The following is a 13,480-nucleotide window of genomic DNA, read 5'->3' on the forward strand; positions in this document are numbered from 1 at the left end:
AAACTACTGCCAACAAAGTATAAGAAATAATGCTTAAATTTATTCCTAAATCAAAAAGTTAGCGCGTATTTGGTCTCTCTGATTTTCCTGCGGAAAATCCTCGGACACAAAACCGCACTATTCTTATACACAACCGTTGTACACAATATAAACCAACAGAATGAACAGAAAAATAATCACACTTTTACTTTTATTAATTACAAATTTTGGATATTCTCAATCTGACAAAATCGATATCAAAACCGAAAATTTGACAGAAGTGAATTATCTAAAAATGGATCATTTTTATTTAACTCATTACTTATACATTGACTTGTTTTTAAGAGAAAATCTGTATCCAGAAGCAAGTCATGAAGACGTTTCATCTATTCTAGAAGCATTGAAAAAATACGTTTCAGTTGAAAATAAATTGGATATCGAAATTGAAAAATCTGGAAAAAGGAATTACTTAATCCGATTCGCAATTTTAAAGAAAGATGACGGAACCGAACTTTTAATAGCTTTCACGAATTGGAGCGTTAAGACAAAAGTGTTTGAAAAAGATATTAAAATGGAAAATGATTCCTATACGAGATGGTATTTTCTAAATGGTAACAAAATGACTTACCGAAAAGATATGTCTGACCAAAGCGATTATTCAACTTTAAATAAATCTGACTTGGCTAATGCTTATCTATTCGATGAAATATCTGAAAATGATTCTGAGATAAAAAATACAATAGACCAGTATCTAAATCAGAGCGAATTAAGTGTTTCAGATAAAATTATGGCGAATTTAATTTTATTGAAATACCAAATTTTTCAAAAAGAGAACGATAATGTAACTAAACAAACTGAATACTTAACTGAACTATTTGAGAAAAATAAGTCAGAATCTAATTTAAGAGGTTTACAAGCAGCATTTAATGCGACAAAATTTCAAATAGAATTAAGTAAATAAATACTGTGTACAACAAAGTATAAGAAATAATGCTTAAATTTATTTCTTAATCAAAAAGTTAGTGCGCATTTGGTCTCTCTGATTTTCCTACGGAAAATCCTCGGACACAAAACCGCACTATTCTTATACACAACCGTTAGCTGTAATTTGATGAAAATCACAAACGAAAAATATAAAAATCTGAATTTAGCCAATGAAGAAGAACGTGGCGAAAATCTAATAATTGATTTTATCATTTCATCAATTTTTGGACTTGTAATTGCTTTTCTGACTTTTAAAAATTTTACTCTTGCATTTCTGATTTATTTAATCGTGAGATTTATTTACTATTTAGCTTTTGAGTCTTTACTTGGCAGAACACCTGGCAAATATCAAACCAGAACAAAAGTTGTAAACAGAATCAGAGAAAAACCGACTTTAGTTCAGTTATTTAAAAGAAATTTAAGCCGATTTATTAGTATTCTTTCTGGAATTAGTGACGACGAAAGAGCTATTCACGACAACTTATCAAACACTTTTGTGATTAAGAATAATGAATTAAAAAAAATTGAGTTTAAGCAACCCTTGATTTTGATTTTTAATCTCTCTTTGGTTGGATTTTGGATATATTATTTCGGAACAAAATCTAAATTAGAATCGATTGATAGAATAATGTTAGTAATATTGATTTTAGCATTTATTTACGGTTTGGTATTCGGAATTAAAAAGATAAAAAACTACAGCTAACAAAGCATAAAATTAATGGCTAGTTTTAGCTTACTTGGAAAATTCCTTCGGAATTTTCCGCTGGCAAGTTTCTATTTATTAAATTAGTGCTTAAACGCGCCACTAATATTATACGTAACCGTTGTGTGTAATTTGAGAAATGAGACAAACGATAACGAAAAGTGATAAAAATTTAAAGATTCTGAACAAGTTAATTGAGAACGGATTCTATAATGGATATATTGGAACTGAAAAGTTTGAATTAATGCGGAATTGTTTCCCGAATAATCACAGAATAATCGGAATTGTAAATGACACAGGTAATTACGATTTGAAATTTGACTTTAAGTCACCAATGAATATTTTAGCGAAAGTTTTACTCGGACTCGGAATTCTGATTTCAATAATTTCACTAATTAAAGGAAATTGGGTTTTGCCAATTGTGTTTTTTGTTTTCGGACTGATTATGTTTGCGAACTTTAAACTAAAAGAGAAAAAAGAAATAAATATATTTACTGACAAACTTTTGGGATTTCATAAAACAGAATTTGAGTAAATGGAAAAAGATTGGAAATTAAAACTGCGTTATGGAAAAACAACAACAGAATACAAACACTTTACTGTGCTTGCGGACGGAATTCTTAGAGAATTAGTTGATGGGTTTGACTGTCAATCAGGAAATGCGTGGATGTCAATGAAAACTTGGTCAAAATCTGCAGATGAATCGGCTGATATGATTAAATATGTTGCTGAACAAATCGGATTTGAATGCAAAGGAAAAATTGAAATCTATGAAACCGAGCCAAATGAACCACCAAAAGAAGAACCATTTGGTTATGGAATTAATTTCACACCATATGATTCTGAATAAAAAAACTACACACAACAAAGTATAAGAAATAATGCTTAAATTTATTTCTAAATCAAAAGGATAGTGCGTATTTGATCTCTCTGATTTTCCTACGGAAAATCCTCGGACACAAAACCGCACTATCCTTATACACAACCGTTGTAAGCAAGCTGAAAAATGACTAATAGAATGAAATTTAAAAGTAGAAAAGATATAATAATTCATTTCCTAGCATTAGGATTTGGCTTGATTTCAGTTTTTTTTATTTCCCGAATTTTTTCTGTGGGAATAGAAAATTATGATTTTACACCAGCTGAAATAATTCTATTTTTATCCACTTCATATATTTTATGGTTATATTTTGGAACTGAATATGAACTTACCTCAAAAGAATTCATTTATAAATCAGGACCAATTAGGGGAAAGGTAAACATAGAAAATATTAGTGAAATAATTACGAATAAAAATGTTTGGGCTGGAATAAGACCTGCATTATCGATAAATGGAATGCTAATAAAGTTCAATAAATATGATGACATTTTTATCAGCACGAAAAATAGTGAAAAGTTTATAGAAAAAATTTTAGAAATAAATAATGAAATAAAAATAACGAGAAATTGAAAGAAAAGTAAAAAGCCTGCTTACAACAAAGTATATAAAAAATTGCTATTTTTAGCTTAACCAAAGTTTGTTGCTTTGTTTGCTAGCTTCTGATTTTCCTTCGGAAAATCCTCGCACACAAACACGCAACATTTCATATACATAAACGTTGGCAACAATTTAAGAAATGACAAAATACATTCAAATTCTTATAATCTTTTTGACATTATCTGCTTGCGGACAAAAAGAAACTAAAAAGAAAACACCAGAAAATGTGAATGAAAAGTCTGCGGAATTGGAACAAAAAACTGAATCCGAAAAAGTGAAAAAATGGACTGATTCTAATGGAAATGTTTTCACCGAAAAAGGAAATGAAGTTTCTATAATTCCTGCCGAATACAATAAAACTGGAAAAATATATAAAGTGTTTATTTACAATAAAACTTCTGACGAAATTGGAGTTATTGAAAACCTAAAAATAAAACCGAATGAGTTCCGAGTTTTTAACTTAAAGGACATTGACACACTTAAATTAGATAATGGAGTGAAATTTATGTTTGGAGAAACTTATGGACTTGAAATTGAGGATAAGCAATCTCAAGTTAGTGGTCTTGGAGGAAAATTTTTAGATGAATATAAAGTTCCTGACGAGGCTGAATGGGCTTTTGTTATAGTTCCAAAAGGACAAGGAGATTAGAAATAAAAACTGTTGCCAACATACGTATAAAATTAATAAAAAGTCCCTTTTTAACTATCAGTAGCAGGTCTAATATCAACCGCAACATGCATTTTATTTTTACCAGTGCTGTAAATAACACCTTTTAATGGTGGTACATCATAATAATCGCGTCCGTATGATACTGTTATGTGTTGGTTTTTTGGTATTTGGTTGTTAGTAGGATCGAAATCTACCCAGCCAAAACTAGGTATGTATAAGGAAAACCAAGCATGAGACGCATCGGTACCAACTAATTTTTCTTTTCCTGGTGGCGGTAAAGTTTCAATATAACCACTTACATATCTGGCAGGCAAACCAACCGAACGCACACAAGCAATAGCAATTTGAGCAAAGTCTTGACAAACGCCTTTTTTTTGTTTTATAACATCGTGAATAGGCGTTGCAACATTGGTTACTTGGGTGTTAAACTCAAACTCGGTATAAATACGTTGCATAAGCTCGTAAGCAGCTTCAAATATAGAACGCTCTGGTTTAAAAGATACTTCGGCATAGGCTCTAATTTCGGGTGTAATTTTAGCCACCAAAATAGATTCTAATATAAATTGTTTTATATCTAATAATTCAGGGTCCGGTTTTTTTAAGCTTGCTAAAGCTTCTTTTAAAGTAATACTTTTTCCTGTTTCAGACTCGTAAATATTAGGTTCTAAACTGGTATCTCTTTCTATTTTACTAAAAGCCGTTACTTCTAGTTTTTTATGATGTTGTTGTATAGAAAACCGCGTAACAGTATTACCAAAAAAATCTAATTTCTCTGAAAATTCGGTAGGCGTAGGGCTTATTTCTAAACGGTAGTCTAAAACCTTTTGTCCAAGCATATCTTTAGGTTTTAAAGTCGCTATGTTATGGCAAAAAGTAACGCCACTTTCATAATTATAACTGGTTGTATGAAATATTTGAAAGGTCATGTTAAGAAAGTGGGAAATTTTGATTTACCAATTGTTTTTGTTGGTAAGCATGATTGAAATAGGTATCGGAAACCGCTAAAGAGGTTTCGTGTAATAAATCACTTAATTCTGCTAACGTATCATCAAGATTTTGTCTTAATGTTTTATCGTCATTTAATTCTAAAAGTGCATTGATATCTAAATTTTGAATTTTAGTATAGGCTTCAGAAATATGTTTTTTACAAATAGAAACACTTTCTGAGTTTTCAGAATTAGGTAATCGGTCTATATCTTTTTGTATGCGCCTAATTTGATAGGTTAAAGATTTTGCATACTCTTTATCCAGTAAAATTAAATTAATAACATTTTCTATATTTAAATAAGAACGGTAACTGTATCTATAAATATTTAAACTTTCATGACTTGTAAGTAAGGATTCTAAAATGTCATACTGTGTATGTTCATCTAGGTTAAAAACAAGTAAAGATCTGCATTTAGCAACATTCATCATGGCTTGTTCAGACTGTAAACCTATGAAATACAGTAGCAAGCCTTGGTTTACCAAAATACTTTCTTCAATAAGTCCCATAAAGGCAATTAAACGTGTAATAATACGGTCTAATAGTTTAGAAAGATTAGCAATTGTATAATCATCTTCTTCTTTAAATTTTCGCCATTGTTTTTTTATACCATCAAAAACGCGCCACATATCTTTAGACCATAAACTTCGTAAGGAATAATAAGCATTGTTAAAGCTAGAAAAGGTTTGAGCAAAACTTCCAGGTCTGTTTTCGTCCATGATTAAAGAAATGATTTCTTTAAGCGGATTTTTTAAAAGCTCTTCGGAACCTTTACCAACAAAACCAGGAAATGTAGATGTAATATGTGTGATAGATTGATATAAGAAAACCAAACTTTCTGATTCATTTCGGTCGTTATATTCTACATTATTCATTCTATTCAGCACCATACGTAAGTAACGCGCTGTAACGAGTGCTCTACCTAAATAACGCCCAGACCAGTATAGGTTTTCGGCTGTATTACTAGGTAAATCATTAATGTCTGAAATAGAAATTCTACAAGAACTATCCCATGAATAATTTTGAATATTGGTTTGTGTATCGTCTGAAACTACCCAAAAATCTTTACTAATGCCTCCACGTTGATTGGATACAAATAAGTTTTCGCGTTCGGCAGCAACACGTACTAAGCCACCAGGCATCACACTATAACTATCGTTTTTAGCAATAGCAAAAGTGCGGCACATAATTTTTCGAGGTTCTAAAGTATCTTCTACAAGGTTTGGAGCTGTAGAAAATGATATTTTTTCTTGAGCAACAAATTTATAAGGAGATAAACGAATTTCTCTTTTTAACGCATTTAAAGCTTTGGTATCTAAAAATTCACAGAAAAAAATGTTTTCTCTATTAGAGCGATCAATACGTTTAACAACCAAATCTTTTAAATGAGTGAGCACATAATCGCGTTCTTTTTTTTGTCCGCACCACCAAGAGGCTATTTGCGGTAAAATTAAATCTTCTTTAAAGAAATATTTACAAATAACATTCATAAAAGGAATAAGGCCAGAGTTTTCTAAAATACCACTACCTACAGGGTTTACAATAGCTACTTGTTGTTCTCTAACCACATCTAATAAACCAGCAACGCCTAAATAGGAATCTTCTCGAAGTTCTAACGGATCCATAAACACATCGTCTACACGTCTTAAAATAACATCAACTTGTTTGAGTTCTTTTAAAGTTTTCATCCAAAGTTTACCATTTCTAACCACTAAATCGTTACCAGTAACTAACGGATAACCTAAAAATGAAGCCATATAAGCATGTTCAAAATAAGTTTCGTTATGCGGTCCCGGTGTTAAAATTACAATATTAGGATTCTCTTTGTTTTGTGGAGCTGCTTCAATAAGCATTTGATTAAACTCATAAAAAAACTGAGAAGGTTGTTTCACATTAATATCTTGAAACATATTAGGAACCACTCTACTTAATGAATATCTATTTTCTAAAGCATAACCCATGCCAGAAGGTGCTTGCGTTCTGTCGCTTACAACCCACATTCGGTCGTCTGGTCCTCGAGCTAAATCTGCCGAATAAACCAGTAAATTTTTGGCTGTTTTATATTGAATTTGATCGCATTGCCTTAAAAATCCTCGATGCGCAAAAATAACCTCTTGAGGAATAATTCCGTTTTTTATAAGCTTACGCTCGCCGTAAATATCTTTTAAAATTAAGTTTATTAATTCTGCACGTTGGGTGATGCCTTTTTCAATGGTTTCCCATTCTTTTTGATGGACAATAAAAGGTACAATGTTTAAATCCCATGTACGTTGCATGCCTTTAGGATCGTTATAAACATTGTATGTTACGCCGTTTTCGTCCATAAGCCAATCAATTTCATTTTGTTTGGCTAATAAATTGTCTTTTCCAATTTGTTTAAGATTACCAAGTAATTTTTCCCAATTAGAATTTATGGACATATCAGGTTTCAATACCTCATCGTATTTTTTGGCATTAGAAAAATAATTTTTAAATAATATATTACTATCTGTAATCATGTATTAATAAAGGTATGCTATTTTTTTCTTAAATCGAGTGTGTATGGGAATTCAAAATTAATAGGGAGCTCTTTATAGCTGAATTTTTTAGAACTTCCTTGTTTTTTTACTGTTTTTGCTCCTGTACTATCTTGATTTATAATTTCTTTTTCGGTAATATTACCTTGTGTATGACCAAATTCCCAGAAACGATTGATTCTTCTCGATTCTGCTTCAAAACTGTTTACCGGGTAACTATCATACGAACGTCCTCCAGGATGTGCTACATAATAGGTACAACCACCAATAGAACGTTTGTTCCAGGTATCAACAATATCAAACACTAACGGTGTATCTGGCTCAATAGTTGGATGTAATGATGAATAAGGATTCCAAGCTTTATAGCGTATGCCTGCAACATATTCGCCTTTAACGCCAGTGCTATTTAATTGTACTTTAACACCATTACAGGTAAGAACAAAACGATCTTCAATAAAATGAGCAACTTTTACTTGTATGCGTTCTACAGACGAATCTACATAACGGGCAGTACCACCACCTGTCATTTCTTCACCTAAGACATTCCAAGGTTCTATAGCTGCACGTAATTCTAAATGAATATTATTAATTTCAACCATTCCGTGAAGTGGAAACCTAAACTCGAAGAAAGGATTGAACCAATCTTCTTTAAACGGATAACCAGCTCTGTTAAGTTGATCTACAATATCTTTAATATCTTCTCTTACATAATGTTCAATTAAGAATTTATCATGTAATTCTGTGCCCCAACGAACCAAATCATGTTCATATGGTTTTTTCCAGAACCAAGCTACCAATGTTCTAACTAGAAGGTTTTGCATCAAACTCATTTGTGGATGCGGCGGCATATCAAACGCACGAAGCTCTAAAATACCTAATCTTCCTGACGAAGAATCTGGTGAGTATAATTTATCTATACAGAATTCTGCACGGTGTGTATTTCCTGTTAAATCGGTTAATAAATGACGGAACAATCTATCGGTTAACCAAAATGGTACCTCTCCATTTTTAGGAATTTGGCTGAAGGCAATTTCTAGTTCGTATAGATTTTCCATACGAGCCTCATCAATTCTAGGTGCTTGACTGGTAGCACCAATAAATGCTCCAGAAAATAAGTATGAAAGTCCAGGATGGTGTTGCCAAAAGGTAAGTAAACTTCTTAGTAAACTTGGTTTACGAAGCAACGGACTATCGGCAGGAGTTAATCCTCCCAATGTAACGTGGTTTCCGCCGCCAGTACCTGTATGCTTACCATCAAGCATGAATTTTTCGGTTCCTAAACGTGATTTTTTAGCGTGTTCGTATAGTGTTAACGTATTATTTACAAGCTCTTCCCAGTTTTTTGCTGGGTGAACATTTATTTCTATAACACCCGGATCTGGTGTTATTTTCATAGATTCTAATCTGTGGTCTTTAGGCGGATCGTAACCTTCTAAAACAACAGGGATGTTAAGTTCTTTCGCCGTAGCTTCAATAGAAGCTATTAAATCTAAAAATATTTCAGCAGAATCTACCGGTGGTAAAAATAGATAGAGCTTACCATCTCTAACTTCAGCACATAAAGCCGTTCTTATAAAATAATTATTCGTTGTGTCTTTTGCTCCATTTGTTTCAATATCTTGATAGCGTTCTTTAGCTATTTTTTTAAAACTAGGTAGTCTTCCTTTGGTTGAAAAATTATCGGGATCGTATTTAGGAAATTCACCGTGTTCAGGTTTTCTAATTAAAGAATCTAATGGTAGACGTAAACCAATAGGGGAGTTACCTGGGATTAGGAATAAGTGGTTTCTTCTAAAACTCCAATCGGAGGTATACCAAGTTCCCATGGAATTATTTAGTGGTAAAACATAACCAACCGTTTTAGATTTACCATCCTTTAAAATTTCTTTTAACTTGTTTTTTACTAATAAAGCACCGTCATCTTTTGTAGGATCGATATCTACTGGTAATTTGCCTTCTTCCCACATAAAATAAAAGGCATCTTCGTAGGTAGGAACCAAATGCTTATTGGTTATTCCTAGATACTTTGTAAGCGTTTCTAAGAATTTTTTATCGGCATCTTTTGGGATTTCAGTATTTTCAGAAAATAAAGCAAATAGGTTTTTATTGTGCCATATGTTTCTACCGTCTTTTCGCCAGCATAACTCAATAGACCAACGTGGTAAATGCTCTCCAGGATACCATTTACCTTGTGCTTGATGTAAAATACCGCCTTTGGCAAATTCATCATATAGTTTGGTAGATAAATCTTTGGCTAAGGCTCTTTTGTGAGGACCATCGGCATCCGTATTCCATTCAGGAGCTTCCATATCATCAATAGAAACAAAAGTAGGTTCACCACCCATGGTAAGGCGTACGTCGCCTTTTTCTAGTTGTTTTTCAACTTTAAAACCTAGTTTATGAATAGCGTTCCATTGTTGTTCTGTATAGGGCTTGGTAACTCTAGGTGATTCAAAAATTCGTTTTACAGAATTTTCAAATTCAAATTCTGTTTCACAAATATCTGTGGCTCCAGAAACAGGAGCAGCACTTTCAAATGAAGGTGTACAGGCTAAAGGAATATGACCTTCGCCAGCTAATAAACCAGATGTGGCATCGAAACCTATCCAACCAGCTCCAGGTAAATATACTTCAGCCCAAGCATGTAAGTCGGTAAAATCTTCTTCAGGACCAGAAGGACCATCTAACGATTTTTCATCAGACTTTAATTGTACTAAATATCCAGAAACAAAGCGTGCTCCAAAACCTAAATGACGCAGTGTTTGTACAAATAACCAAGCGTAATCTCTACAAGAGCCGTTTTTCTGATTTAAGGTTTCTTCGCAAGTTTGCACACCAGGATCCATCCTGATGTTATAGTTTAAATATTCATATATTTTTCTATTAATATCTATTAAAAAATAGATGGTTTTTCTAGGCGTATAATCTATAGTTTTAATAAAATCTTCTAATAACTTACCCTTGTCTGTAATTTCTAAATAGGGTAGTAGCTCTTTCTTTGTGGTTTCGTTGTAAGTAAACGGATATTCTTCAGCATACTCTTCAACAAAAAAATCAAATGGATTTATGGTTTTTAAATCGGCTATAATTTCAACATCAATAGATAGTTCTGTTGTTTTTTCCGGAAAAATTAATCGTGCTAAATAATTTCCAAAAGGATCTTGTTGCCAATTAAAGAATTGATTTTCTGGAGTTATTTTAATTGAATAAGCTTCAATTGGTGTTCTACTATGTGGCGCAGGACGTAATCTAAAAATATGTGGTGATAGAGATACAGGTCTATCGTATTTGTATGTTGTTTTGTGAGAAATTACAATTTTTAACGCCATAAATTGTGTTTTTTAGAATGAATTAAGCAAAATATATTAACATAAAAATAAGCTATTTTTATAGCTTTAAGACTTTTGTTATTAAAAGAGAATCCCTCTCTTTAAATATTTATAAGATTTTAAATATTGTTTCTTAAAAATGATAATTTGATGATTTTTGGCTTATGTATTTTTATATTAACAATAGCGTTTCTGTAATAATAAAGTATGTTTAAAACTAAAACTATGTATTGTAGACTCTATTTTCTTGTTCGTTAACTCTAATAAAAGTGGTGCGTTTAGTTAGTTCTTTTAAACGTGCAGCTCCTACATAAGTACAGGTGCTTCTTAAACCACCTAAAATATCTTGGAGCGTGTTTTCTACAGAACCTTTATATGGCACTTCAACTGTTTTACCTTCACTAGCTCTATAATCGGCTACGCCACCAACATGTTTTTCCATAGCTGTTGAGGAGCTCATACCATAAAACTTTCGGAAAGACTTTCCATCGCGTTCTACAATGTCTCCACCACTTTCATTATGTCCAGCAAGCATGCCGCCAAGCATCACAAAATCGGCACCAGCACCAAATGCTTTTGCTATATCACCTGGAGAGGAACAGCCTCCATCGCTAATTATTTGTCCGCCTAAACCATGAGCAGCATCGGCACATTCAATAATAGCAGAAAGTTGCGGATAACCTACTCCTGTTTTTACACGCGTAGTACAAACAGAACCAGGACCAATACCAACTTTAACAATATCGGCACCAGAAAGAAGAAGTTCTTCAACCATTTCGCCAGTAACAACATTACCTGCAATTATAACTTTTTCTGGATAAAGTTCGCGTGTTTGTTTCACAAAGTTTGAAAAATGTTCAGAATAACCATTAGCAACATCTATACATATAAATTTTATTTGAGGATTTGCAGCAATTATAGCGGCTAATTTTATAGAATCTTGCTCACTTATACCAGTACTTACTGCAATATAATTTAAGGCATTCTCTGAGGTGTTAGAAATAAAATCTATCCATTCATTCTCTGAATAATGTTTGTGTATAGCAGTGAATAGGTTTTTGTTAGATAAAGCTTTAGCCATTTCAAAAGTTCCTACAGTATCCATATTTGCTGCTATTATGGGAATGCCTGTCCAAGTTAAAGGGCTATGTAGAAATTTAAAGCTACGTCCTAAACTAACCTCCGATCTGCTTTTTAATGTAGAGCGTTTTGGTCTAATCATGACATCTTTAAATCCTAGTTTTATATCGTATTCTATTCGCATATGTAATTTAGATTATCTTTACTTAAAAAGTGTTCTTTTTAGAATTTGAAAATTAGTAAAAATACAAATACTATAACAATTAATTAAACATAATAGTTTTGTTAGTTATTATAATAATAGATAAGTTTGTTTAAAAACATTCCAAAATTAATGAGGTTACTTCCTAAATCAATTAAATCAATCAAGAAAAGAAAAGTTTTATCTTTCTTTATTTTTGTTTCAATAGCTATTATCCTTTTTTTAGGATACAGTTTTATTGAAAAGAAGATTGATTTAAAAAATATAATCTTGTTTTTGTTTGTGCTTGCTATACTTCAAGTTTTTGCTTTGCAGTATTTTTATAAAAATCAGTTAAAAAACGGCTTGATTATTTTAAACCTTAAAGCGCGAATTGACGAACTTATACAGGAAGTTAAAAAAGCAAAAGAAATAGCCAATCATAAATCTATTTATTTGGCTAATATGAGTTATGAAATACGAACGCCACTTAATACGGTTTTAGGAATGTTGAATATGTTGAAGCAAACCGAATTAGATGACGATCAAAAAGCACAAGCTGAAATTGCCGAATATTCTTCAAGACATTTGTTGCAACTTGTCAACCTAGTTACCGATAATGCTAATGTTGATTCAGGTAATGTTAAGTTTAATATGTTAGCCATAGATTTAAAATCTGATTTATCACATCTTTTTAAAGTTTTTGAATACCAAGCTTGGGAAAAGGGATTAGAATTTGAATTTAAATTTTTATTTGAAGAAAAAAATAGAAAATTTTCGCTTTTAGGAGATACCGTAAGAATTCAACAGGTTATTATTAATTTAATTAATAATGCTATTAAGTTTACAAATTCAGGAAAAATATCAATTATTGTAGATCAAACAGTTGGTATAGATGATGATCAAATTGTTACTTTTTATATTAAAGATACGGGAGTTGGTATGCACGCCAATGAAGTGAAACACTTTTTAAATAACTCTACAACGTTTAATCCTAAAGTTATTAAAGATTACAAAGGAGGTGGTTTAGGTTTGTCTATTTCTCGTCAATTGGTAAGTTTAATGGGAGGAGAATTAAAGCTTGAAAGTAAAGAAAATGAAGGGTCTACATTTTATTTTAGTTTACAATTAAAAAAGACACTTAATATTAAAGCAGAAGATGAAGAAGCAGCTCCTATATTACAAGAAAAGTTTAGTGTTTTAGTTGCAGAAGATAACAGAATGAATCAAAAGGTTATTAAGTTTTTATTAGAAAAACAGGGGGCTGATTGTACGTTTGTTAAAAATGGTATTGAAGCTGTAGAATTGTATAAAATACTAGATTTCGATATGGTATTTATGGATATTTACATGCCGGATATGGATGGATATCAAGCAACAAAAGCAATTAGACAAACTGATAAATATAAAGCCAATAAAACTCCTATTATAGCGGTATCAGCCAGTGCTTTTGAAGAAGATATTGTTAATGCCAAACGTTCTGGTATAGATGAGTTTTTAGCAAAACCCATAGAGCTTGCTAAGCTTAAAGGTTTATTGATTAAATATGCTGATAAAAAAGATGCTTCTGCTTAAA

The 13,480-nt window shown here is 31.9% G+C and carries 10 protein-coding genes; 6 read left to right on the forward strand and 4 right to left on the reverse strand.

Annotated elements, in window-relative coordinates; genetic code table 11:
* The first annotated feature begins 160 nt into the window (after positions 1 to 160).
* The 5 genes from ACH5TW_RS04790 to ACH5TW_RS04810 all read left to right on the forward strand — a co-directional run bounded on the left by ACH5TW_RS04790 (position 161) and on the right by ACH5TW_RS04810 (position 3,792).
* Positions 161 to 940 (forward strand): hypothetical protein, encoded by a 780-nt coding sequence (locus ACH5TW_RS04790; RefSeq protein WP_439335351.1) that lies wholly within the window; start codon positions 161 to 163, stop codon positions 938 to 940.
* Positions 941 to 1,090: 150 nt separating this feature from the next.
* Positions 1,091 to 1,666, forward strand: coding sequence for an RDD family protein (locus ACH5TW_RS04795; RefSeq protein ID WP_439335352.1), 576 nt, complete (start codon positions 1,091 to 1,093; stop codon positions 1,664 to 1,666).
* Positions 1,667 to 2,201: 535 nt separating this feature from the next.
* A complete protein-coding gene (locus tag ACH5TW_RS04800; protein ID WP_439335353.1) occupies positions 2,202 to 2,516 on the forward strand; it encodes a hypothetical protein in 315 nt (104 codons plus the stop codon).
* A gap of 168 nt (positions 2,517 to 2,684) precedes the next feature.
* Entirely contained in the window at positions 2,685 to 3,116 is a 432-nt protein-coding gene (locus ACH5TW_RS04805) for a PH domain-containing protein (protein WP_439335354.1), read from the forward strand.
* 166 nt (positions 3,117 to 3,282) lie between these two features.
* The gene (locus ACH5TW_RS04810) at positions 3,283 to 3,792 is read left to right on the forward strand and encodes a hypothetical protein (RefSeq protein WP_439335355.1); all 510 of its coding nucleotides are present in this window, start codon (positions 3,283 to 3,285) and stop codon (positions 3,790 to 3,792) included.
* A gap of 50 nt (positions 3,793 to 3,842) precedes the next feature.
* Here ACH5TW_RS04810 and ACH5TW_RS04815 read toward each other — a convergent pair whose 3' ends face one another.
* The 4 genes from ACH5TW_RS04815 to ACH5TW_RS04830 all read right to left on the reverse strand — a co-directional run bounded on the left by ACH5TW_RS04815 (position 3,843) and on the right by ACH5TW_RS04830 (position 11,907).
* On the reverse strand, positions 3,843 to 4,739 hold the full coding sequence (locus ACH5TW_RS04815; protein WP_439335356.1) for a transglutaminase family protein: 897 nt from the start codon (positions 4,737 to 4,739) through the stop codon (positions 3,843 to 3,845).
* A 1-nt stretch (position 4,740) separates the two neighbouring features.
* A complete protein-coding gene (locus tag ACH5TW_RS04820) occupies positions 4,741 to 7,296 on the reverse strand; it encodes a circularly permuted type 2 ATP-grasp protein (protein ID WP_439335357.1) in 2,556 nt (851 codons plus the stop codon).
* Positions 7,297 to 7,313: 17 nt separating this feature from the next.
* Positions 7,314 to 10,643: a transglutaminase family protein gene (locus ACH5TW_RS04825; protein WP_439335358.1), complete on the reverse strand. Its 3,330-nt coding sequence runs from the start codon at positions 10,641 to 10,643 to the stop codon at positions 7,314 to 7,316.
* Between the two features lie 223 nt (positions 10,644 to 10,866).
* Positions 10,867 to 11,907 (reverse strand): GMP reductase, encoded by a 1,041-nt coding sequence (locus ACH5TW_RS04830; protein ID WP_439335359.1) that lies wholly within the window; start codon positions 11,905 to 11,907, stop codon positions 10,867 to 10,869.
* A 150-nt stretch (positions 11,908 to 12,057) separates the two neighbouring features.
* On the opposite strand from ACH5TW_RS04830, the gene ACH5TW_RS04835 reads away from it, so the two are divergent.
* Positions 12,058 to 13,479: a response regulator gene (locus tag ACH5TW_RS04835; protein ID WP_439335360.1), complete on the forward strand. Its 1,422-nt coding sequence runs from the start codon at positions 12,058 to 12,060 to the stop codon at positions 13,477 to 13,479.
* Position 13,480 lies beyond the last annotated feature (1 nt).

Origin of the sequence: Thalassobellus sediminis (assembly GCF_044386045.1) — a bacterium.
Taxonomy (GTDB): Bacteria; Bacteroidota; Bacteroidia; order Flavobacteriales; family Flavobacteriaceae; genus Thalassobellus; species Thalassobellus sediminis.